Origin of the sequence: Pigmentiphaga sp. GD03639 (assembly GCF_029845405.1) — a bacterium.
GTDB lineage: Bacteria > Pseudomonadota > Gammaproteobacteria > Burkholderiales > Burkholderiaceae_B > Pigmentiphaga > Pigmentiphaga daeguensis.
The window spans coordinates 228,994-252,147 of sequence record NZ_JAOCLR010000002.1; the positions used below are offsets into that span (position 1 = coordinate 228,994).

Annotated in this window: 19 protein-coding genes; 12 read left to right on the top strand and 7 right to left on the bottom strand. The window is 68.4% G+C overall.

Translation table 11 applies throughout. The annotated features are described in order from the left end of the window. Nucleotides 1-2: 2 nt before the first annotated feature. From N5K27_RS03090 to N5K27_RS03105, 4 genes are all read right to left on the bottom strand, one after another. Nucleotides 3-1,208: a magnesium transporter CorA family protein gene (locus N5K27_RS03090; protein WP_132979127.1), complete on the bottom strand. Its 1,206-nt coding sequence runs from the start codon at nucleotides 1,206-1,208 to the stop codon at nucleotides 3-5. Between the two features lie 4 nt (nucleotides 1,209-1,212). Beyond that, nucleotides 1,213-2,223, bottom strand: coding sequence for a porphobilinogen synthase (gene hemB, locus N5K27_RS03095; RefSeq protein ID WP_279814604.1), 1,011 nt, complete (start codon nucleotides 2,221-2,223; stop codon nucleotides 1,213-1,215). An 81-nt stretch (nucleotides 2,224-2,304) separates the two neighbouring features. Next, a complete protein-coding gene (yihA, locus tag N5K27_RS03100; RefSeq protein ID WP_087838272.1) occupies nucleotides 2,305-2,928 on the bottom strand; it encodes a ribosome biogenesis GTP-binding protein YihA/YsxC in 624 nt (207 codons plus the stop codon). 72 nt (nucleotides 2,929-3,000) lie between these two features. Next, nucleotides 3,001-3,525, bottom strand: a complete 525-nt coding sequence (locus tag N5K27_RS03105) for a gamma carbonic anhydrase family protein (protein WP_279814606.1) — start codon at nucleotides 3,523-3,525, stop codon at nucleotides 3,001-3,003. Between the two features lie 322 nt (nucleotides 3,526-3,847). Here N5K27_RS03105 and N5K27_RS03110 point away from each other — a divergent pair, with 322 nt between their 5' ends. From N5K27_RS03110 to N5K27_RS03135, 6 genes are all read left to right on the top strand, one after another. Then, the gene (locus N5K27_RS03110) at nucleotides 3,848-4,528 is read left to right on the top strand and encodes a c-type cytochrome (protein WP_087838270.1); all 681 of its coding nucleotides are present in this window, start codon (nucleotides 3,848-3,850) and stop codon (nucleotides 4,526-4,528) included. Between the two features lie 138 nt (nucleotides 4,529-4,666). Next, the gene (locus N5K27_RS03115; protein ID WP_279814773.1) at nucleotides 4,667-6,799 is read left to right on the top strand and encodes a cytochrome c biogenesis protein ResB; all 2,133 of its coding nucleotides are present in this window, start codon (nucleotides 4,667-4,669) and stop codon (nucleotides 6,797-6,799) included. A gap of 58 nt (nucleotides 6,800-6,857) precedes the next feature. Beyond that, a complete protein-coding gene (gene ccsB / locus N5K27_RS03120) occupies nucleotides 6,858-8,132 on the top strand; it encodes a c-type cytochrome biogenesis protein CcsB (protein ID WP_243724395.1) in 1,275 nt (424 codons plus the stop codon). Between the two features lie 178 nt (nucleotides 8,133-8,310). Beyond that, nucleotides 8,311-9,276, top strand: a complete 966-nt coding sequence (gene msrP, locus N5K27_RS03125) for a protein-methionine-sulfoxide reductase catalytic subunit MsrP (RefSeq protein WP_279814607.1) — start codon at nucleotides 8,311-8,313, stop codon at nucleotides 9,274-9,276. Between the two features lies 1 nt (nucleotide 9,277). Next, nucleotides 9,278-9,937 carry a protein-methionine-sulfoxide reductase heme-binding subunit MsrQ gene (locus N5K27_RS03130; RefSeq protein ID WP_279814609.1) on the top strand — a complete coding sequence of 220 codons (660 nt, stop codon included), beginning with the start codon at nucleotides 9,278-9,280 and terminating at the stop codon, nucleotides 9,935-9,937. A 73-nt stretch (nucleotides 9,938-10,010) separates the two neighbouring features. After that, entirely contained in the window at nucleotides 10,011-10,358 is a 348-nt protein-coding gene (locus N5K27_RS03135) for a hypothetical protein (RefSeq protein WP_087838485.1), read from the top strand. 3 nt (nucleotides 10,359-10,361) lie between these two features. Here the strand turns inward: N5K27_RS03135 and N5K27_RS03140 are convergent, their stop codons facing one another. Further along, nucleotides 10,362-11,606, bottom strand: coding sequence for an MFS transporter (locus tag N5K27_RS03140; RefSeq protein ID WP_279814611.1), 1,245 nt, complete (start codon nucleotides 11,604-11,606; stop codon nucleotides 10,362-10,364). 124 nt (nucleotides 11,607-11,730) lie between these two features. Next, nucleotides 11,731-12,648, bottom strand: coding sequence for a LysR family transcriptional regulator (locus tag N5K27_RS03145; RefSeq protein WP_165963031.1), 918 nt, complete (start codon nucleotides 12,646-12,648; stop codon nucleotides 11,731-11,733). 98 nt (nucleotides 12,649-12,746) lie between these two features. Between N5K27_RS03145 and N5K27_RS03150 the strand changes: the two genes are divergently transcribed. The 6 genes from N5K27_RS03150 (at nucleotide 12,747) to N5K27_RS03175 (ending at nucleotide 20,338) form a co-directional block, all read left to right on the top strand. Continuing rightward, complete coding sequence (locus N5K27_RS03150) at nucleotides 12,747-14,462, top strand: thiamine pyrophosphate-requiring protein (protein ID WP_279814613.1); 1,716 nt, start codon at nucleotides 12,747-12,749, stop codon at nucleotides 14,460-14,462. 70 nt (nucleotides 14,463-14,532) lie between these two features. Beyond that, nucleotides 14,533-15,504 (top strand): tripartite tricarboxylate transporter substrate binding protein, encoded by a 972-nt coding sequence (locus tag N5K27_RS03155; RefSeq protein WP_279814615.1) that lies wholly within the window; start codon nucleotides 14,533-14,535, stop codon nucleotides 15,502-15,504. Nucleotides 15,505-15,521: 17 nt separating this feature from the next. After that, nucleotides 15,522-16,652: a mandelate racemase/muconate lactonizing enzyme family protein gene (locus tag N5K27_RS03160; RefSeq protein WP_087838262.1), complete on the top strand. Its 1,131-nt coding sequence runs from the start codon at nucleotides 15,522-15,524 to the stop codon at nucleotides 16,650-16,652. A gap of 54 nt (nucleotides 16,653-16,706) precedes the next feature. After that, nucleotides 16,707-17,681 (top strand): tripartite tricarboxylate transporter substrate binding protein, encoded by a 975-nt coding sequence (locus N5K27_RS03165; protein WP_087838261.1) that lies wholly within the window; start codon nucleotides 16,707-16,709, stop codon nucleotides 17,679-17,681. 9 nt (nucleotides 17,682-17,690) lie between these two features. Next, the gene (locus N5K27_RS03170; RefSeq protein WP_279814618.1) at nucleotides 17,691-18,884 is read left to right on the top strand and encodes an alpha-hydroxy acid oxidase; all 1,194 of its coding nucleotides are present in this window, start codon (nucleotides 17,691-17,693) and stop codon (nucleotides 18,882-18,884) included. Then, nucleotides 18,881-20,338 (top strand): aldehyde dehydrogenase family protein, encoded by a 1,458-nt coding sequence (locus tag N5K27_RS03175; RefSeq protein ID WP_279814620.1) that lies wholly within the window; start codon nucleotides 18,881-18,883, stop codon nucleotides 20,336-20,338. Before N5K27_RS03170 ends, N5K27_RS03175 begins: the two co-directional genes overlap by 4 nt. 4 nt (nucleotides 20,339-20,342) lie before the next feature. Here N5K27_RS03175 and fdhF read toward each other — a convergent pair whose 3' ends face one another. Beyond that, entirely contained in the window at nucleotides 20,343-23,153 is a 2,811-nt protein-coding gene (gene fdhF / locus N5K27_RS03180; RefSeq protein WP_279814622.1) for a formate dehydrogenase subunit alpha, read from the bottom strand. Nucleotide 23,154 lies beyond the last annotated feature (1 nt).

A 23,154-nucleotide genomic window follows, 5' to 3' on the forward strand; every position in this document is an offset into this window, starting at 1 on the left:
GGTCAAAGCCTGTCCGCCGTGTCCGCGTCTTCCCTGCCGGCCCTCAGCCCGGCCTTGCGCGCCAGGGCCTCCGCCACCCGGTAGGGCCGCATTTCCAGGAAGCGGCGGGCCGAGAACCAGCTCCACAGCAGCAGCGCCAGCAGCACCATGCCGGCCATGATCCACCAGAACGAGCCCCGCTCGTGCACGAAGGGCAGGTGGTCCACGTTCATCCCGAAGATGCCGGTGATGAGTGTGAGCGGCATGAAGATGACCGTGACGACGGTCAGGATGCGCATGATCTCGTTGGTGCGGTGGGCCGTGGCGGAGAAGTGCAGTTGCACCGCGGTTTCCACCGACGACTCCATGCGCCGCGCGTGGCCGAGCACGCGGTTCACGTGTTCCATGACGTCATTGATGCGTACCAGCAGCGCATCGCGCCGCTGGTCGAAGGCGCCGGAGCCCCAGGCATCCTCGCTGCGGTCCATGGCCGCGTCGCGCAGCTCGGACAGCGCGTCGTACTGTTCCTCGCAGATGTTCTCCAGCCGCCGCAGCACGATGCGGGCATCGAGCAGCGCCAGCCAGTTGCGGAAACGGCCGTTGGGGTTGAGCAGTTCGCGCTGCCAGCGATCGAGCTGCAGGGTCAGGGGCTGGCGCAGCGCGAGATACTTGTCGACCATGCCGTTCAGCAGCCGCAGCATCAGTTCGGCGGGGCCGGACGGAACGCGGCCCAGCGGGCCGATGCTGCTGGGCGTGCGGTCGCGCCGCCCCTCGGGCGGGGCCTCGCCGCGCTGCTCGGCCAGGCGGCGCTTCATTTCCTGGCAGGTGGCGCTGTAGCCGTGGCGCACGGTGATCAGCGCCTGCCCGAGCACGAAGAACGACACCGGCTGCGTGCGCAGGCTCGCCAGCAGCGGGATCCCCATCTTGCCGTTGGCCGCGGGGCGCGGCTCGGCCTCCGGCGCGTCGGTCACGATGCGGCGGAACACCACCATCTCGTAGGTGGTGGTGTTGTCGAAGTACGAAGGGTGGACCGGGTTGGCGGCGTCCTGCAGGTGCAGGTCGTGCAATTGCACGCCGGTCAGTCGCGCGATTTCGTCGCGCCAGGCATCGGGGTCGGCCGCCAGGTCTTCGGCGCCCGCGTCTATCCACAGGTAGCCCTTGCTGGCGGCCAATTGCGCCGCGTTGTGTGGACGGGGCCCTCCGTGTTCCGAGATCCAGAGGACGTCCATGGCTTCAGCCTTTCAGCTTGCGGGCCGCGTCGAGGGCGAAATAGGTCAGGATGCCGTCGGCCCCGGCGCGCTTGAACGCCAGCAGCGCTTCCATGACGACCTTGTCCTCGTCCAGCCAGCCATTGGCGCTGGCCGCCTTGAGCATCGCGTACTCGCCGCTGACCTGATAGGCGAAAGTGGGGACGCGGAAGGTGTCCTTGACCCGCCTCAGCACGTCCAGGTAGGGCATGCCGGGCTTGACCATGACCATGTCCGCGCCCTCGCGCAGGTCCAGCGCGACTTCGCGCAGGGCCTCGTCGATGTTGCCCGGATCCATCTGGTAGGCCGCCTTGTTCGACTTGCCCAGGTTCGAGGCCGAGCCGACGGCATCGCGGAAGGGGCCGTAGAACGCGCTGGCGTACTTGGCCGAGTAGGCCATGATGCGGGTATGGATCTGGCCGTTGCCTTCCAGGGCCTGGCGGATGGCGCCGATGCGCCCGTCCATCATGTCGCTGGGCGCGACGATGTCCACGCCGGCCTCGGCCTGCGCCAGGGCCTGCCTGACCAGTATCTCGACCGTGGGTTCGTTCAGCACGTAGCCGGATTCGTCGATCAGGCCGTCCTGCCCGTGGCTGGTGTAGGGGTCGAGCGCGACGTCGGTCAGGATGCCCAGCTCGGGCAGGCGCTTCTTGAGCTCCGCCACCACGCGCGGGATCAGGCCGTCGGGGCGCGTCGCGGCGATGCCGTCAGGCGTCTTCAGCTCCGGCGCGATCACGGGGAACAGCGCAAGGACCGGGATGCCGAGCTCGACGCATTCCTCGGCCACCGGCAGCAGGGTGTCCAGGCTGTAGCGCTCGACGCCGGGCAGCGACGGCACCGGCTGGCGCAGCCCCTTGCCCTCGGCCACGAACACGGGATAGATCAGGTCGTCGGCCGACAGCCGGCTCTCGCGCACCAGGCGGCGGGTGAAGTCGTCGCGCCTCAGGCGGCGGGGGCGACCGGCGGGAAAGTCGGCGAATACTTCGTGTTGGCTCATTGCGGTTGTCGTCCTGTCAATGCTGCGCGGCGGGGGACGGGCCCCATGCCATCGCAAGATACCATCGCTCCGTCGCGGGCGTCATGCCGCGACCTGCGGCATCAGCCAGCCCTCGATATGGGCCGTCGCTTCGTCCAGGCCGATGCGATGGGTCGAGGAAAACGGCACGGTGTGCAGCGCGCCGATGGCGGCCAGTTCCTTCTTCACCGCGAACTGGGCCTTGATGCGCTGGCCGTAGGGAAACTTGTCGGCCTTGGTCAGCAAGGCCAGTACCGGCTTGCCGGACGGGGCGATCCAGTCGATCAGGTTGCGGTCCAGGTCGGTCACGCCGCGGCGGATGTCCACCAGCAGCACGACGCCGGCCAGCGAGGTCCGGTTGCGCAGGTAGCCGCCCAGCACCTGGGCCCACTGCGAGCGGTCTTCCCGGGCCACCGAGGCATAGCCGTAGCCGGGCAGGTCGACAAGGAACCCCAGGTCGCGCTCGGGTTCGAGCGGATCGGGCAGGCCGAACATGTTGATCAGCCGGGTGCGGCCCGGCGTCTTGCTGGAGAAGGCCAGGCGCCTTTGCTGGGTCAGCACGTTGATCGCCGACGACTTGCCGGCGTTGGAGCGGCCGACGAAGCAGACCTCCGGCGCCCCGGGCGGGGGCAACTGGTCGAGCCGGGCGGCGGACGTCGTGAAATGGGCGCGATGGAGAATGGACACTGGGCGTCGCCGGCCGGCGAAGTTAAGCAATAACCCGCTATTGTACGACCGGCCCCGCGGCGCGGCCGCCCGTCAGCCGACCCGCTTCAATTCCTTCTTGAACAACCGCTGCCGCTTCACGTAGCTTTCCACGCCGGCCCGGATGCGGGCGATGTCCTCGTCGGTCAGCTGGCGCACGACCTTGGCGGGTGCCCCCAGGATCAGCGATCGGTCGGGGAACTCCTTGCCCTCGGTCACGATGGCGCCCGCGCCCACCAGGCAGTTCTTGCCGATGACCGCGCGGTTCAGCACCACGGCCTGGATGCCGATCAGCGAACCGTCGCCGATGGTACAGCCGTGCAGCATGGCCTGGTGCCCGACGGTCACGTAGTCGCCGATGGTGAGCTTGAGCCCGGGGTCGGTGTGCAGCACCGCGCCTTCCTGGACGTTGCTGGAGTCGCCCAGGATGATGTCGTCGTTGTCCGCCCGGATCACCGCGCCCGGCCAGACGCTGGCGTGCTCGCCCAGCCTGGCCTTGCCGATGACGGTGGCCTGCTCGGCCACGTACGCCGAGTCCGGAATGTGGGGCGCGTCGGCGCCGAGCTGGTAGACAGCCATGGTGGTCCTTCCCGAATAGTTTTCTATGGGCTACGTTGTAGTTGCTATAATAAGCGGTTACTTAACATAGGAAAGCGCGGTCGGGCTTGCCTATGCGCTCCCCGCGCAAGCGGGGGCGGACCGGGTTTGCAGTAGAACAAAACTCGCAGTAGAAGAACGATCACCTCCGGCGCGAGCCGGGTCGAATCGATAACGGGGTAGGTGGGCCCCGCGGAGACACCTGCAGGAGAATCCTTGCCGCAAGCCGGCGGGAGCAGCAGGAGCAGGGCATCCGTGAGTCGCGTATCCGTAGCCTGATTGTGGAATTTAGGTCGAGGTTTTCATGAAGCGTGTGCTGTCCCTGATGCTTGTCGCGAGCGGTGCAATCCTGGGTGCGGCGGTGGCCCTGCCTTCCGTGGCCGCCGATGCCCAGCCCCGTCCCAAGGTCGATGCGGCCAAGGGCGAGCAGTTGTTCACCAACGGCGACGCGGCCCGCAACATCATTTCCTGTGCCAGCTGCCATGGTCCCGGCGGCAACAGCGCCGGCGCCGCCAACCCCAAGCTGGCCGGCCAGCATCCCGACTACATCTACAAGCAGCTCGTCAACTTCAAGGTCAAGGAAGGCGCCAAGACGCCCGAGCGCGTCAATGCCGTCATGAACGCCAACGTCGCCGGCCTGACCGACGAGGACATGCGCAACATCTCGGCCTACCTGGGTGCTCAGACCCTCAAGCCCGCCGTGGCCAAGAGCAAGGACACCGTCGAGCTGGGCCAGCGCATCTTCCGCGCCGGCATCGCCAGCAAGGGCGTCCCGGCCTGCGCCTCCTGCCACAGCCCCAACGGCGCCGGCATCCCCTCGCAATATCCGCGCGTGGGTGGCCAGTTCGGCGAATATACCGAGGCCCAGCTGGTGGCCTTCCGCAGCGGCGCGCGGCACAATAACGTGCCCATGGCGCAGATCGCCAACAAGATGACCGACGCCGAAATCAAGGCCGTGGCCGACTACATCGCCGGCCTGCGCTGATCCGCGCCAGGAACCACTGCTGTCGATCGCGGTCATTGAAGGGGCGGATCTTCCGCCCCTTTTGCATTCTTGGCAGGATGCATACCTGGCAGGATTCCAGCGGCAACCGACCTGTCCGAACCGAGGTCCGCAGCACCCATCATGACCATCGCTACTTCCTCCGCTTCCCGCCCAGCCTCGCGCGGCCTTGGCGCCGACCTGCTCGAACTGCTGGCCTCGATGCGGTTCGCCGTCAGCCTGCTGGTCTTCATCTGCCTGGCCAGCATCGTCGGGACGGTGCTGGTGCAGAACCAGCCGTCGAACAACTATGTCAACCAGTTCGGCCAGTTCTGGTTCGAGGTGTTCGACACCTTCTCGCTCTATCACGTCTACAACGCGTGGTGGTTCCTGCTCATCATGGGATTCCTGGTGGTCTCCACCAGCCTGTGCATCATCCGCACCGCGCCCAAGATGGTCCGCGACATGCGCTCGTTCCGCGAGCACGTGCGCGAGAACAGCCTGCGGTCCTTCCACCATCGCGCCGAGTTCGCGTCGCCCGAGGCGCCGTCGCGGCTGGCCGGCTCGCTGGCCGAATTGCTCAAGCGCCAAGGCTATGCCGTGCGCACCCGGGCCGAAGGCCCGGCCACGCTACTGGCGGCCAAGCGGGGCAGCGGCAATCGGCTGGGTTACATCTTCGCGCACACGGCCATCGTCATCGTCTGCATAGGCGGCCTGCTCGACAGCGAACTGCCGATACGGCTGCAGATCTGGCTGGCCGGCAAGAAGCCCCTGTTCGAGAACATGGCCATCGCCGACGTGCCCGCCTCCGGGCGCCTGGGCCTGGGCAATCCCAGCTTCCGCAGCAGCGTGCTGGTGCCCGAGGGCGGCAAGGCGCGCAACGGCATCGTCATGGTGGACGACGGTGCGCTGGTGCAGCCCCTGCCGTTCACGCTGGAGCTGAAGAAGTTCATCGTCGAATACTATTCCACCGGCATGCCGCGCCTGTTCGCGAGCGAGGTCGAAGTCACCGACAACGAGACCGGCGAACACTTCCCCGCCACCATCAAGGTCAATGAACCGCTGCGCTACAAGGGCGTGACGGTCTACCAGTCCAGCTTCGACGACGGCGGCAGTTCCCTGGAACTGACGGGCTACGCCTTGCGCGGCGACCAGCCCTATACCTTCCCGGTGTCGGGCAAGGTCGGCGGCACGGCGCAGCTGGTGGCCGACGGCGCTCCGGCCAGCGACGCGCTGAAGGACCTGACCGTCGAGTTCAGCGGCTTTCGTCCCATCAACGTCGAGAACTTCGCCAATGGCCGCGTGGGCGCGGCCGAACCCAAGGCGCTGCGCGAGCACGTGGCCGCGGTGTCCGGCAGCGCCGCCCGCGTGGGCCAGAACGAGGACTTCCGCAACGTCGGTCCCAGCGTGCAGTACAAGCTGCGCGACGCCAGCGGCCAGGCGCACGAATTCCACAACTACATGCTGCCCGTCGAGGTCGACGGCGTGAAGGTCTTCCTGTCGGGGGTGCGCACCAATCCCGACGAGGATTTCCGCTACGTGCGCATGCCGGCCGACGCCGACAATTCCCTGAAGGAATTCATGGGGCTGCGCGCCATCCTGCAGGATCCGCAGGCCCGCGCGCTGGCCGCGCGCAGGTTCGCCCACGCCAACCGGCTCGCCTCGGGCGGCGCCGCCGACGGCGAACTGACCGCGCAGTTGCAGGCATCGGCCGAGCGGGCCCTGGATACTTTCGCCGACGGTGGCCTGCAATCCATCGCCCGTTTCCTGGAAACCAATGTGTCGTCGGGCGAGCAGCAGCGCGCGGCCGACGTCGTGGTCAAGCTGCTGGGCGGGGCGATGGCCGAGCTGCGCGCGGTCGAGCGTGAGCGCGCCGGGCTGCCCGTGCTGCCCACCAGCGGCCCCGAGGCGGCCGCGGCGGTGGCGTGGACGCAGGCGGCGGTGGGCGCGATGTCGGACCTGTTCCTGTATCCGGCGCCGGTCATCCTCGGCCTGAAGGATTTCCATCACGTCCAGGCCAGCGTGTTCCAATTGAGCCGGACCCCCGGTAAAAATGCGGTATACCTGGGTTGCGTGCTGTTGATCCTGGGCGTGTTCTCGATGTTCTACATCCGCGAGCGCCGCGTGTGGCTGTGGGTCAAGCCCGGACAGGACGGGCAGGGCGCGCAGACCTTGATGGCCATGACTTCCCAGCGGCGCACGCTGGATTTCAACCAGGAATTCGAACGGCTCAAGGCGGATATCGCCGCCTTGTCGCCGCAGCAGAAAGGGTAGCTAAATGGAACTGACCTCATCCGCCCGCCCGGGCGCCGGCCGGGCTCCCCGGCGGGGCATGGACGGCCCGCGCCGGGTAGACTGGACCGACATCGCCTTCGCCGTGCTGCTGGCGGCTGGCGCCGCCTTCGCGTTCCAGCGGGTCGGCGGGATCATGAACTACTACGACAAGGCCATCCTGGGTGGCGCGGTCGTGGTGCTGGCCTGGCTGGCGTGGCTGTGGCGGCCGTTGCGTGCGCTGATGATCGCGGTGGCCATCAGCGGCGGCCTGGCCGTCACGCTCTACCAAGGCGACCTCGCGCGGGCCGACCAGGCCTTCCTCCTCAAGTACCTGCTGTCCTCGCAGTCCGCCATCCTGTGGATGTGCGCGCTGTTCATCATCGCCACCGCGTGTTACTGGATAGGCCTGGTCGCCCGCAGCGGCACCGCGGCCTGGCTGGGGACGGCGCTGACCTGGAGCGCGGTGTTCGCCGGCCTGACCGGCCTCCTGGTGCGCTGGCATGAAAGCTACCTGCTCAGCCCGGACATCGGCTACATCCCCGTCAGCAACCTGTACGAAGTCTTCATCCTCTTTTCGCTCATCACCGCGCTGTTCTACCTGTACTACGAGCGCAAGTACGACACGCGCAGCCTGGGTGGCTTCGTGCTGCTGGTCATCGCCTCTGCGGTCGCCTTCCTGATCTGGTACACCTTCGACCGCGGCGCGCAGCAGATCCAGCCGCTGGTGCCGGCCCTGCAAAGCTGGTGGATGAAATTGCACGTGCCCGCCAACTTCATCGGCTACGGCACGTTCTCGCTGGCGGCCATGGTCGCCTTCGCCTACCTCGTCAAGGCGCACGGCAAGACCTCCTCGTGGGTGAAGCTGGCGCCGCTGTTCGTCCTGGGCGTGCTGCTGGCGGTCGAACCCATGATCTTCCGCCAGAGCGGCATGCCGGCCTACTGGATGACCTACGCCGGCGTGGCCGCGCTGATCGTCGGCGGCATCCTGCTGGGCCGCCGCCAGCTTGCCGAGCGCCTGCCCGCGCTCGAGGTGCTGGACGACATCATGTACAAGGCCATCGCCGTGGGCTTCGCGTTCTTCACCGTGGCCACGGTGCTGGGCGCGCTGTGGGCGGCCGACGCCTGGGGCGCCTACTGGCAGTGGGACCCGAAGGAAACCTGGGCGCTGATCGTCTGGCTCAACTACGCGGCCTGGCTGCACATGCGGCTGATCAAGGGCCTGCGCGGCAACGCCGCCGCCTACTGGGCCCTGGTGGGCCTGCTGGTGACGGGTTTCGCGTTCCTGGGCGTGAACATGTTCCTGTCCGGCCTGCACTCCTATGGAGAGCTCTGACATTGGCTCACGGTTGCTACCGCTGGCAGCCAGCGATAGCAACGGAACCACACCCCAAGATAGCGGTCCTAGACCCAGGATGCGGTGGATCCGGCTTTGCCGGTCCACCCGCGTCGCCCCCTTGAGGGGGCCCGCGTAAGCGGGTACGGGGTGGGCTTTATACGGACTGGAGACCGTCATGCTGATACGCAGGCCTTCCGATATTTTGCCTTCCGAGATCACGCCCGAGGCGGTCTATCGGGACCGGCGGCGGTTGATGCTGCAGGCGGGGCTGGCCGCGTCGGCGATGGGGCTGGCGGGGTGGAGCGGCCGCCAGGCGTTCGCGCAGACGACGGGCGTGAAGCTGGCGGCGCAGCGTAATGGCGCCTTCGTGGTGATGGACAAGCCGACCTCGCAGAAGGACGTCACCACCTACAACAATTTCTACGAATTCGGCACCGACAAGGGAGATCCCTCGGACCACGCGGGGCGTTTCCGCACGTCGCCCTGGACGGTCGCGATCGAGGGCGAGGTCAAGAAACCGCAGGTATTGTCCCTGGACGACCTGCGCAAGCTGGCGCCGCTGGAAGAGCGGATCTACCGGCTGCGCTGCGTCGAGGGCTGGTCCATGGTGATCCCCTGGACCGGGTATTCCCTTGCCGCGCTCATCCGCCGGGTCGAGCCCACCGGCAACGCCCGTTTCGTCGAATTCGTCACCGCCGTGCAGCCCGATACCATGCCCGGCCTGCGGACGCGCGTGCTCGACTGGCCCTATGTCGAAGGGCTGCGCATGGACGAGGCCATGCAGCCGCTGACCCTGCTCACCTTCGGCGTCTACGGTGAAACCCTGCCCAACCAGAACGGCGCGCCCGTGCGCGTGGTGGTGCCGTGGAAATACGGTTTCAAGTCGGGCAAGTCGCTGGTGAAGATACGTTTCGTGGAAAAGCAGCCCGCCACCAGCTGGGTCAAGGCCGCGCCGCAGGAATACGGCTTCTACGCGAACGTCAACCCCAATGTGCCCCATCCGCGCTGGAGCCAGGCGGCCGAGCGGCGCATCGGCGAGGACGGCCTGTTTTCGCCCAAGCGCAAGACGCTGATGTTCAACGGCTACGGCGACCAGGTCGCCAGCCTTTACGCCGGCATGGATCTGGCGCGCGATTACTGAGATGGCGGATGCGCCCGTCGCATCGCATCGGACCGCCGCCCGGGCCGCGCCGCCCGAGCCGCGCGTGTTCGGACTGGCGGTGGGGCGCTTCAAGGTCCTGCTGTTCATCGTCGCGCTGCTGCCGCTGGCGCGTTGGATCTGGCTGGGGGCGACGGATGCGCTGACGGCCAATCCCGTGGAGTTCCTGACCCGTTCCTCGGGCACCTGGACCCTGGTGGCGCTGCTGGTCACGCTGGCGGTCAGTCCCCTGCGCGTCCTGCTCCGCCAGCCGGCCTTGCTGCGGGTGCGCCGCATGTGCGGGCTGTTCGCTTTCTTCTACGCCTGCCTGCATTTCACCACCTACATCTGGTGGGACCAGTGGTTCGATCTCATGTCCATCGCACGCGACGTGGCCAGGCGTCCGTTCATCACGATGGGCTTCGCCGGTTTCGTGGGGCTGTGCCTGCTCGCGGCCACGTCCACGCGCGGCTGGATGCGGCGCCTGGGCTCGCGCTGGCAGTCGCTGCACCGGCTGGTCTACCTGATCGGCGTGCTCGTGCTGTTGCACTATTGGTGGCAGAAGGCCGGCAAGAATGATTTTTCGGCGGTGTTTCTCTACACTGTGGTCTTCGCGGGGTTGATGGGATGGCGCCTGGTGCGCCGGCGTGCCGCCAGGCCGTGACCGCAGCAGGCGGCGCGGCCGCCCGACCATGCGCTTCCCGATGCCCGCTACCGACAACAACAAGAGGTGCATCATGAACGACGTCACCGTCGACTCCGCCAAGCTTCAATCCGCCAAGAACCTCACCACCGTCGTCTATGCGCTGTATGCGCTGGCCATCCTGATCGGGCTGAGCAGCATCGTCGCGATCATCATCAACTACGTCAAGAAAGGCGACATGGCCGGCACCTGGCTGGACAGCCACTTCCGCTGGCAGATCCGCACGTTCTGGTTCTCCGTGCTGTGGGCCATCGTGGGGGCGCTGACGGTGTGGGCCTTCATCGGCTGGGTCGTGTGGTTCGTGGCCTTCATCTGGTACATCTACCGCATCGTGAAGGGCTGGCTGAACCTGAACGACAACAAGCCGATGTACCCCGCCTGATCCTCAGGCCGGATGCGGCGCCGCCCGCGTCGGCGACGGCGGGAAGGCGAAGGCCATCGCGACCGCGCCCATGCCGACCGCGGCCGAGCCCAGGTACAGCCAGGCATAGCCGTTGAAGTGGTCGAAGATCCAGCCTCCGGCCAGCGGTCCGAAGGCCATGCCCAGGCTGGAGGCCATGACCGCGGCGCCCAGCACGCTGCCCATGATGCGCGGCCCGAAGTAGTCCCGCGCCAGCGCCGCGTACAGCGGCATCACGCCGCCATAGGCGGCTCCCAGCATTATGGACAGGCCATAGAATTCGCCGATCGCGCGGGCCTGCGAATAGACGGCTATCACCAGCGCCTGCAGTAGCAGGCCCGCGATCAGTACCCGCTTGGTGCCGAGCCGGTCGGCCAGGGTCCCCAGCAGCAACCGTCCTCCCAGCCCGGCCAGTCCTTCGACGCTGTAGATGGTGACGGCGGCCATGGGCGCGATGCCGCAGAACGTGGCGAAGCTGACCACGTGGAAGATCGGGCCGGAATGGGCGGCGCAGCACAGGAAGAAGGTCAGCGCCAGCGCGGCGAAGGGCGCCGATCTCAGGGCCTGGCGGACCGACAGGCCGGGATCCTCCGCCTCGGGCCGGGCTTGGCCGGCCATTCCGGCAGGTGGCTGCCGGACGAACAGGGCCGCCGGGATCAGGAGCAGCAGGGCGGCGATGCCTGTCGTCGTCATCGCCGTGCGCCAGCCATGCTCCAGGATGAGCCAGCTGGCCAGCGGCGACACGGTCATGGGCGCAACGCCCATGCCCGCGGAGACCAGGGAGACGGCCAGGGCGCGATGGCGCTCGAACCAGAGGGTCGTCACCGCCATCAGCGGGGCGAAGAACGCGCCGCCCGCCACACCCACCAGCACGCCATAGCCGAGCTGGAAGGCCAGCAGCGAAGTGGCGCGGCTGGCCAGCAGCAGCCCCAGGCCCAGCAACAGCGAGGCGGCCAGGATCACGGGGCGCGTGCCGTAACGGTCGCTCAGCGCGCCCCAGCCGAACGCCGCGGCGCCCATCACCAGGAAGTCCAGCGTCATGGCCGCCGAGATGCCTGCGCGCGACCAGCCGGTATCGGTGGAGATGGGCTGCAGGTAGACCGCCAGCGAGAACATGGCACCCGCGGCCACGCAGGTGATCAGCGCGCCCGCGGCGACGACGACCCAGCCGTAGCCACCGTCGGGCCTGCCGGGGGCTGCCGTCGGGGCATCCGTTTCGTGTGTGTTCATGGACGAGGGAAAGCCGGGTAGCGGCGGGGAGCCGGGACGGCGCCCCTTTTCGCGAACATAGCAATTGGCCGGGGTGCTGTCGAGCCGACCCGCGGCGCGGCGCCTCCGGCTCCCGCCCGCGCGGTCAGGGGGCCCGGCCGAACAGTTCGTGGATCACCGTCCGCATCCAGACCCGCCCGGGTTCGCGCGCGTAGCGCTCGTGCCAGAACTGGGATACGTCGTAGGCGGGCAGGCGCAGCGGCGGGTCATACATCCTGACGCCCCATGCGGCCTCGAACGTCGCGGCCAGGGTGCGGGGAATGGTGGCGATGTAGTCGGTCTGGGCGACGATGCGGCCGATCGAGAGAAAGTGGCCCACGCGCAGCGCGACGGAAGCGCCCACGCCGGGCGAGGCGAGAATGCCCTCCAGCACGTGCGCATGACCCGTCATTGAACCTTCCGATATCACGTGGCCGAGCTGACGGAAGTTCTCCATGGTCATCCGGCCGAATATGGCGGGGTGGTCGTTGCGGGCGATGCAGGCGTAGCGCGCCGAGAAGAGCCGGCCGATCTGCAGTCCCTCCGGATCCAGGCGCAGGTGGCCGACGGCCAGGTCCACGTTGCCGTCCGCCATGGCCTCGCGCAGTGCCTTGCCCTGCAACTGGCTCGTGCGCAGGTGCACGCCGGGCGCCAGCTCCGCCACCCGCCGGGCCAGTCCGGGCAGAAAGACCTGCTCGCTGACGTCCGACATCGCCAGCGTGAATACGCGCCGTTCGGTGGCGGGCACGAAGGCCGGCGTCTGCAGCGTCCCCCTCACGATGTCCAGGGCCTGGTGCAGGGATGTGTTCAGGTCGTCGGCCAGGGGCGTGGGCAGCAGGCCGTGCGGCTGCCGCACGAACAGCGGATCGCCATAGGCATCGCGCAGGCGGGCGAGGGCGCGGCTCATCGCGGGCTGGCTCAGCCCGAGCTCCCTGCCGGCGGTGGTCAGGTTGCGGCTGCCGTATACCGCCAGGAAGAGCTCGAGCAGGTTCAGGTCCACCTGGTGGGAAAGACGCTTGGCCATGGCTTGGATATACCTATGGTGCATGTCAGACATCAGTTCATTTCATTTTACGGATTTCACTCCGATTCCTAACATGGGCCAACCGCACAGGAGACCCCATGTACAGCAGCGCCCACTATTTGCTCCAGGGACTCACCGATCTCGGCATCGAGTACGTGTTTTCCAACCTGGGCACCGACCACGCTTCCGTCATCGAGGAACTCGCGCGCTGGCGCGAGCAGGGACGCAAGCACCCCCGCTTCATGCTCTGTCCGCACGAGAATGTCGCGATCCACATGGCCGCCGGCTACGCGGCCATGACCGGGAAGGGGCAGGCGGTGATGGTCCACGTGGACGCCGGCACGGCGAACGCGGCCATGGGCATGCACAACATGTTCCGCTCGCGCCTGCCCGTCATGCTGATGGCGGGGCGGGCGCCGGGCACCGTGCGCGGCGAGCTGCCCGGCTCGCGCGACAACTACGTGCATTTCGTGCAGGACCCTTTCGACATGGCGAGCCTGGTGCGTCCCTACGTCAAATGGGAATACTCGCTCTCGACCGGCATCAATGCGCGTGAAGTGGTGCGGCGCGGCCACTCGGTCATGCAGAGCGATCCACCGGGGCCGGTCTACCTGACCCTGCCGCGCGAGGCCCTGACCCAGGAATGGGCCGAAGACCAGGTGAAGGCCTTTGGCCAGGACCGCTACGGTCCCGTCGCCGCCGGCGGCATCGACGAGGCGCGGGCCGCGCAGATCGCCGAGGCCCTGATGCGGGCCGAGCGCCCCATGGCCGTTACCGCCTATCTCGGCCGCAAGGCCGAGGCCGTCCAGGCGCTGGAGGAACTGGCGCTGCTGTGCGGCATCCGCGTCTTCGAGTTCGCGCCCAGCTACCTGGGCATCTCGCGCGATTCGCCCTGCTTCGGCGGCTTCGACCCCGGCGCGGCGCAGGCCGACGCCGACCTGGGCCTGCTGCTGGACGTGGACGTGCCCTGGCTGCCCAAGTACGTGGCCGAGCGGCCCGACATGCGCTGGCTGCATGTCGACGTCGATCCGATCAAGAAGGACTTCCCCATGTGGGGATTCGCGACCGACATGCGCGTGCAGGCCGATTGCGCCACGGTGCTGCGCCAGGTCATCGACATCGTCCGGGCCCGTGCCGGCAAGGACTTCCACGAGCGGGTGCGCGTGCGCCTGGACGGCTATCGGGCGCAGGCCAAGGCCCGCGCCGACGCGCTGTCCCAGGCGGCGGGCAAGCGCGGCGCCCGCGGCGCGATCTCGCCGGCCTTCCTGTGCGCGCAGTTGAGCGCGGCCCTGTCCCAGGACGACGTGGTCATCAACGAGGCCATCCGCAACGCGCCCGCGGTGCTGGGCCACATTCGCCGGACCCGGCCGCTGACGCTGCTGGGCACGGCCGGAGGCGGCCTGGGCTACAGCGGCGGCATGGCGCTGGGCGTCAAGCTGGCGCGGCCGGATGCGCGCGTGGTGCAAGTGGTCGGCGACGGCGGCTTCCATTTCGGCACGCCCACCTCGGTCTATGACGTGGCGCAGCGCTACCGGCTGCCCATCCTGACCGTCGTGCTGGACAACGGCGGATGGCAGGCGGTGAAAGAGGCCGTGCTGCGCGTGCACCCGGATGGCTCGGCGGCCGACACGGACGAGTTCCACGCGCGGCTGCATGGCGAGACGCGCCGCTTCGAACTGGTCGCCCAGGCTTTCGGCGGCCATGGCGAGACGGTGGAGGACCCCGACGACGTGCCGGACGCGATCGCCCGCTGCCTGCGCGCCGTCGACGAAGGACGGGCCGCGGTGCTGCACGTGCGCATCGGCGGAATCTAGGGGCGCGGGCGGCCGGCGCCGCCCGTGGCCGGAATCAAGGGAACGCACGAGTCCCGTGGAAGGAGACACCATGCAAGTACGTCGCATCCTGAACCTGGCCGCGCTGGCGCTGGCCATCTCGCCGCTCGGCCTGCCGGCCGCGCATGCGCAGCCGAACTATCCGGCGCGCCCGATCACCATCATCGTCGGCTACGCGGCGGGCGGGGGCAACGACGTCCTGGCCCGTATCGTGGCCGAGGAAATCACCAAGGGACTCAAGCAGCCCGTGATCGTCGAGAACCGCCCCGGCGTGGCCTCCATCGTGGGCGCGGCCTACGTGGCCAAGGCCAGGCCGGACGGCTACACGCTGTTCTGGGGAGCCAGCGGTCCCATCTCGTTCAATCCTGCCCTGTACGCCAAGCTGCCCTACAAGGTCGAGGACTTCACCCCCGTGTCGCTGACGGCGAAGTTCCCGCTAGTGCTGGTCTCGGATGCCTCGCTGCCGATCAAGTCGGTGAGCGACCTCGTGGCCTATTCGAAGCAGCACCCGGACAAGGCGAACTACGGCTCCAGCGCCGCCTCGTTCCAGCTCGTGACCGAGCTGTTCAACGGCAAGACCGGCGCGCGCTTCGCGCACATCCCCTACAAAGGCAGCAACGAGTCGATTCAGGCCGTCATGGCGGGCAACGTCACCATGGCCATCACCGATCCGGCGCCGGCCATGACCGGCCTGCAGGGCAAGCGCGTGCGGGCCCTGGCCGTGACCTCGCCGCAACGGGCAGGCTTCCTGCCCGAGGTCCCGACCATGCGGGAGGCGGGGGTGGACCTGGATGTCGAGTTGTGGGCGGGCCTGCTGGCGCCGGCCGGCACGCCGGCGGACGTGGTCCAGGTATTGCAGCGGGAGATCGCGCGCGTGGTCGCCCTGCCCGAGGTAAGCAAGAAGATGGCCTCCCTCGGCTGCTTGGCCCACGCCAGCACCTCCGACGAGTTCCGTCGCCTGATCGAGAAGGAAGTGCCGCTCTGGACCAAGGTGGCGCGCGAGAACGACATCAAGGTCGAGTAGGGCGCACGGGAGCGGACATGAAGATCACGCGAGTCGCGGCGGTGCCGATCAAATGGCCCGTGCAGGTCGGCATAGGCGGGACCACGCCCGTCGAGCAGGAAATCCGGGCGTGCCTGGTGCGCGTGGAAACCTCCACCGGGTTGTGCGGCCATGGACTGACATCGATCACCAATGAACGGGTCGTGGCCGCGGCCGTGAACGACGTGGCCGCGCCGGCGCTGGTCGGCGAGGACCCCATGAACCACGAGGCGTTGTGGGACCGTCTCTACTGGCTGCTGTCGCCCCGGGGACAGACCGGCCACGCCGCGCATGCCATGGCGGCGCTCGACATCGCCCTGTGGGACATCAAGGGCAAGGCGCTGGCACAGCCAGTGTGGCGGTTGCTGGGGGGCGCCCGTTCCCGCGTGCCCGTCTACGCGACCTTCGGCTTCGATTTCCTGGACCGCGATGCGCTCGGCCAGGCGGCCGCGACGCTCAGGGCCCAGGGCTACCAGCATCTGAAAATGGTCGTCGGCCATCAGGCGCTTCAAAGGCGCGACCGTGGCGGCCCTTCGCTGGACGAGGTCATCGCCGAGGACGAGCGCCGGGTGCGAACCGTGCGCGAGGCCGCGGGCAGCGACGCGCAGGTCTACATCGATGCCAATTGCAGCCTCGACGCCTTCCATGCGCAGCGCCTGGCAATGAATCTGTCCGATTGCCGCATTGCCTTCTTCGAGGAACCGGTCACGCAGAACGACATTCCCGCCATGGCGGACCTGCGCCGCCGTTGCGGCGTTGCCGTGGCGGCCGGGCAGAACGAAGGGCTGGCCTTCCGCTTTCGCGACATGCTGGTCCACGGCGCGGTGGACTTCATCCAGCCCAATGTGGTGATCGGCGGCGGATACACGCAATGCGTCCGTATCGCGGGCCTTGCCAGCGCGTTCAATGTCTCTGTCACCAATGGCGGCGCCTTTCCGCTGCACAACATGCATCTGCATGCGGGGCTGGCCAACGGCGGCAAGGTCGAGTGGCACCTGCCCACGGTGGCGTTGATGCGTCGACTTTTCGTCGGCTTTCCCGAGCCTGCTGCCGGATGGCTCGACTTGCCGGATACGCCCGGGCTGGGCTTCGAGCCGAGCGCCGAGATGCTCGATCTGTTTCGCGCGTGAACGACGGCGTCCCGGCGGCGCGGCATCGTTCATCATTTCGACCAGGGAGACGACATGGTGTGGAGAAGAGCGGGGGGAAGCATCGTCCTGGGACTGGCGGCCGCAACGGCCGCGCCGGCGGCAGGGGCCTGGACGACGCAGCCGGTGCGGCTGGTCGTGCCGGCCTCGCCGGGCGGGTCGATGGACCAGATGGTGCGGCCGCTGGCGGCCGTGATGAGCCGCCTGTCGGGACAGACCTTCATCGTCGACAACCGCAGCGGCGGTGCCGGCGTGCTGGCGCGGGAATTCGTGGCCCACGCGCCCGCGGACGGCACCGCCTTCCTGCTCGGGAGCGTCCATGAACTGACCCGGATGGCGCTGACGCCCTCGCTGTCCTATCCGCTGACGGGACCGGACTTCCTGCCCATCGGGCGGTTCGCCACCATGCCCAACCTGGTGGTGGTCAAGGCCGGGACCGGCGTGGACATCCTGGACGCGCTCGTGGCCAAGGCGCGGGGCACCGACAAAGGAATCAGCTATGGCGTGGGCAGCGTCGGCAACCTCCAGCACCTGGCCGGCATCACGTTCGCGCAGAGCGCCGGCATCCACATGGTTGCCATACCCTACAAGGGAAGCGCGCCGGCGCTCAAGGACCTGGTGGGCGGACAGATAGACGTGCTGTTCGACACCATGCCGGCCGCCTCCACGTTCGTGCGCGAGGGCCGGTTGAAGGCCCTCGCGGTCACATCAGCTCGCCGCTCCCCGCTGTTTCCCGACGTTCCCTCCGTCAAGGAACTGAGGCTGGACCGGATGGTGCTCGGGACCTGGTACGGCGTATTCGCGCCGTCCGCGACGCCGCCGCGCATCGCCGATGCGATGTCCGACCTGCTCAACCGGGCGCTGGCCGACCCGGACATCCAGCGCATGTGGGAAGGTTGGGGAAGCGAGAAGCCCGCGCCGCAGTCGCGCTCCGAGTTCGCCCGCTTCGTGAGCGGCGAGGCCGGACGCTGGACGGAAGCGGTGCGGCAGGCCGGCATCAAGGTGGAGTAGGGCGGCCCGATGCTTGCGCTTGCCGACTTCGAACGCGAGGCCAGGAAAAGGCTGCCACGCAGCATCTACGGCTTCGCCGCACACGGCGCCGAGGACGAGCGTTCGCTGCGCGCCAATGCCGAGGCCTTGTCCCGGCTGGAACTGGTGCCCCGCGTCCTGGTCGATGTCGGAACCCGGTCCACGCGCTGCCAGCTGTGGGGCCGCGAGTACAGTGCGCCCTTCGGCATCGCGCCCATGGGCGGCGCGGCCCTGTTCGCGTTCCAGGCGGACCTGGCCCTGGCCGAGGCGGCCGCCGCGCAACAGGTCCCGTTCGTGCTGAGCGCGGCCTCGTCCGTGCCGCTGGAAACCATCGCAGCGCGGTCGCCCGGGGCGTGGTACCAGGCTTATCTGCCAGCGGACCCGGGGCGGATAGACAGCCTGCTCCAGCGCGTGGAACGTGCCGGTATCGAAGTGCTGGTCGTGACCGCAGACGTGCCCGTCGCGGCGAACCGCGAGAACGACCTGCGGCGAGGATTCGGCATCCCGGTCACGCCTGGCCCGCGGTTGCTGGGCGACGTGCTGGCGCATCCCCGCTGGATGGCGAGCGTGGTGCTGCGTACGCTCCTGAACGGCGGCATCCCGCGCTTCGAGAACTTCGGCGCCGACCGTGGAGGACCGATCGTGGCACCGCCCAGCCCAGGGTTCCGCGTTGGCCGCGACCGCCTGACCTGGGACCACTTGCGTTACATCCGGCGCCGGTGGCGGGGCAGGCTGCTGGTCAAGGGCATTCTTCACGAGGACGACGCCCGCATCGCGCTGGACGCCGGCGTGGACGGCATGATCCTGTCCAACCACGGCGGCAGGCAACTGGACGGCGCGGTGTCCCCCTTGCGCATGCTGCCCCGGATCGCCGCGCTGCGCGGCGGCGCCAAGCTGATCGTGGACGGCGGTTTCCGGCGCGGCACCGACATCATCAAGGCGCTGGCCCTGGGCGCGGACTTCGTGCTGATCGGCCGGCCATTCCTGTACGCGGCATCCGTGGGCGCCACCGCAGCGGTGCGGCGGGCGATCGGCCTGCTGCATGCCGAACTGGACCGCGACCTGGCGCTGATCGGCCGCGCCGACATCCGCGATCTCGACGCCTCGTGTCTCGCGCACGGATCGCGGCCGATTTCCTCTTTCGAGCCGCCGACCGCGGCCGTGTCCCCTATGGAGCAATCATGACGACCCGACACCATTCCGGCCTGATCATCGCCGGCGCCCTGCAGGAGTCCGGCGCGGCGCCGATCCTGGACAACATCAACCCGGCCAACGGCGAGACCGTCGGCACCGTCGCCACGGCCGACGCCGCGGCCGCGCGCGCCGCCATCGGCGCGGCCCGCCAGGCCTTCGAGGAATCGGCCTGGGCCAACTCCCCCCGCCTGCGGCAGGACGTGCTGCTGCAATGGGCGCGCAACCTCGCTCCGCGCGCCCAGGAACTGGCGATGCTGCTGACGATGGAGAACGGCAAGGTCATCGCCCAATCCACCGGCGAAATGCATGGCGCCATTTCCGAGATCAACTACTACGCCGGCCTGGCTCGCTATATCGCCGGCAACGCGCAGGAAGTCAGCCCCGGCGTGTTCTCGACCATGCTGCGCGAACCCGCCGGCGTGGCCGGCATCATCGTGCCCTGGAACGCCCCGGCGCTGCTGCTGGTGCGCAGCCTGGCCCCCGCGCTGGCGGCGGGATGCACCACGGTGATCAAGCCCGCCTGGCAGACCGCGCTCGTCACTTGCGAGATGCTCAAGGAACTGATCAGGATCCCGGGCCTGCCGCCGGGCGTCGTCAACATGGTGGTCGAGGACGGTGCCGAACTCTCGCAACTGATCTGCCAGTCCGACGACGTCGACGTCATCAGCTTCACCGGCTCGAACGAAACCGGCCAGCGCATCTACGCCTCGGCCGCGCCCACGATGAAGAAGCTGTCGCTGGAGCTGGGCGACAAGGCCAGCTGCATTGTCTTCGACGACGCCCCCATCCCCGACGTCATGCGCAAGATCGCCGACGCCGCCACCATCATCTCCGGCCAGCAATGCACCGCCGCGCGCCGCGTGCTGGTCCATGCCAACGCCTACGACGCCGCCCGCACCCACCTGCGCGACGCCCTGGCTGCCCTGAAAACCGGCCCCGGCTGGCTGCCGGGCCACCACCTCGGCCCCCTGATCGACCGCGCCTCGCGCGACCGCGTCCTGTCCCAGGTCCACCGCGCCATGAGCGAAGCCGACGAAGTGCTGCTGGAAGGCTCCACGCTGGACAGCCAGCATCCCCACGGCGCCTTCCTGACCCCGTCGCTGGTGGCTCACGGCGACACCAGCGCCTTCTTCGTCCAACAGGAAATCTTCGGCCCCTTCGTCGTCCTGGAAAAATTCCACGACGAGGCCGAAGCCATCGCCCGCGCCAACCACACCGTCTACGGCCTGTCCTCCAGCGTCTGGACCCGCGACGGCGCCCGCGCCCAACGCGTCGCCCGCAAGCTGCGCCGGGGCACGGTCTGGATCAACGATCACAACAAGCTGATGGCCGAAGCGGAAACCGGCGGCTATCGCCGCAGCGGGCTGGGGCGCCTGCATGGACATGAGGCGTTGAACGACTTCACGGAGTCGAAGATCATCTACCAGGACAGCAATCCGCTGTGACGGCTCAAGCGCCCAACCCCAATATCTGCCCACCCCCATAACTGCTCTGCACCGGCTCCGTCCCTCCTGCCCGGATCCGTACCGCGCAGTACTTGAACTCCGGAATCTTCCCGAACGGATCCAGCGCGGCGTTCGTCAGCTTGTTGATCGCCGCCTCGTAATAACAGAACGGCACGAACACCGCTCCCCGCGGCGTGCCTTCCTCCGCCCGCGCATACAGCGACACCTCTCCGCGCCGCGACTCCAGCGTGATCACGTCTCCCGGCCGCACCCCGATCTCTTCCAGATCCAGCGGATGCACCAACGCCACCGGATCCGGCTCGATCGCATCCAGCACCGATGCCCGCCGCGTCATGCTGCCCGTGTGCCAGTGCTCCAGCTGCCGCCCCGTGATCAATACCCGCGGATACTCCCCGTCCGGCCGCTCGTTCGCCGGAATGATGTCGGCAGGCACGAAACGCGCGCGGCCCGTCTCGGTCGGGAACGTGGTCGTGAACACGACAGGGTCTCCGGCATCGCCCTCCGCCAGGCAGGGATACGTCACCGCATGCTCCGCCTGCAGGCGCTCCCAGGTGATGCCGCCTATGCTCGGCATCGAATGGCGCATCTCGTCGAACACCTCGGACACGTCGCGGTAGTGCCAGTCCAGCCCCATGCGCGCCGCGATCTGCTGGATGATCCACAGGTCCTGGCGCGCGTCGCCCGGCGGATCCAGGGCCTGCCGGCCCATCTGCACCAGCCGGTCGGTATTGGTGAACGTGCCGGTCTTTTCCGGAAAAGCCGAGGCGGGCAGGATGACGTCGGCCAGGTAGGCCGTCTCGGTCAGGAAGATATCCTGCACGACAAGATGGTCCAGTGCCGCCAGCGCCTCGCGCGCGTGGTTGGCGTCGGGGTCCGACATCGCCGGGTTTTCTCCCATGATGTACATGCCCCGCACCCTGCCGGCCCTGATCGCGTGCATCACCTCCACCACCGTCAGCCCCGGCTGCGGATCCAGCGGCATGCCCCACAACTGTTCGAACTTCTGGCGCGCGGCGGCGTTGTCCACGCGCTGGTAGTCCGGATACATCATCGGAATCAGCCCCGCGTCCGACGCGCCCTGCACGTTGTTCTGGCCGCGCAGCGGATGCAGGCCGGTGCCGGGGCGGCCGATCTGCCCGGTCATCAGCGCCAGCGCGATCAGGCAGCGCGCGTTGTCCGTGCCGTGCACGTGCTGCGATACGCCCATGCCCCACAGGATCATCGAGCCCTTGGAGGTGGCGTACAGCCGCGCGACCTCGCGCAGCGTGTCCGCGTCGATGCCGCAGATGGGCGCCATGCTCTCGGGGCTGTAGCCTTCCACGTTCCTGCGCAGTTCGTCGTAGCCGATGGTGCGGCCGGCGATGAAGTCCTCGTCGACCAGGCCTTCATGGACGATCACGTGCATCATCGCGTTCAGCATCGCCACGTCGGTGTCCGGCTTGAACTGCAGGAAGCGGTGCGCCAGCCGGGCCAGGTCCGAGCGGCGCGGGTCGGCCACGATGAGCTTGGTGCCGTTCTTCACCGCGTTCTTGATCCAGCTCGCCGCCACCGGATGGTTGACCGTGGGGTTGGCGCCGATCACGATCACCACCTCGGCCTTGCCCACGTCCATCACCGGATTGGACACCGCGCCCGAGCCTATGCCTTCCAGCAGTGCCGCCACCGACGAGGCATGGCACAACCGCGTGCAGTGATCGACGTTGTTGCTGCCGAAGCCCGTGCGCACCAGCTTCTGGAACAGATAGGCTTCCTCGTTGCTGCCCTTGGCCGAGCCGAAGCCGGCCAGCGCGCGCTTGCCGTGCGTGTCGCGGATCGTGCGCAGCCGCTCGCCCACCAGGTCCAGCGCCTCGTCCCACGTCGCTTCGCGGAACACCTCCATGACGCGGTCCGGATCCATCACGGCGTCGCCGCGCTTGGGCGCGTCCGCGCGGCGGATCAGCGGACGGGTCAGGCGGTGGGGGTGGTGGGCGTAGTCGAAGCCGTAGCGGCCTTTCACGCACAGGCGCTCGTGGTTGGCCGGACCGTCGCGGCCCTCGACGTACAGGATGCGGTTGTCCTTGACGTGGTAGGTCAGCTGGCAGCCCACGCCGCAATAGGGGCAGACCGATTCGACCGCCTTGTCCGGCACTTGCAGCGCCACCTCGCGCGCGGGCATCAGCGCGCCGGTGGGACAGGCCTGCACGCATTCGCCGCAGGCCACGCATGTGGAAGCGCCCATGGCGTCGTCCATGTCGAACACGATCCTGGCATGGTCGCCGCGATGGGCCAGCCCGATCACGTCGTTGACCTGCTCGTCGCGGCAGGCCCGCAGGCAGCGCGTGCACTGGATGCAGGCGTCCAGGTTGACGGCGATGGCCGGGTGCGAGGTGTCGGCGGCCACCGGCGCGCGCGGCGCGAAGCGCGGCTTTCCCACGCCCAGCTTGCGGGCCCAGAGATCGACTTCGTTGTTCCGCGTGTACGAGGTCTCGGGCATGTCGGCCTGCAACAGCTCGAGCACCATCTTCTGCGCGCGCACGGCGCGTTCGCTGTCGGTCGTGACCTCCATGCCCTCGCGCGGCGTGCGGCAGCACGACGGCGCCAGCACGCGCTCGCCGCCGATCTCGACCACGCACGAGCGGCAGTTGCCGGCCGGCTCCAGTCCGTCGGCATGGCACAGGCGGGGAATCTCGATGCCCAGGCGGTCGGCCACCTGGATCAGGGTTTCGTTGTCGGCGGCGCTGACTTCCTGCCCGTTCAGGCGGAAGTTCACGGTGACGGCAGAGAGGCCGAGCTCGCGGCGATTGATGGCATTCATG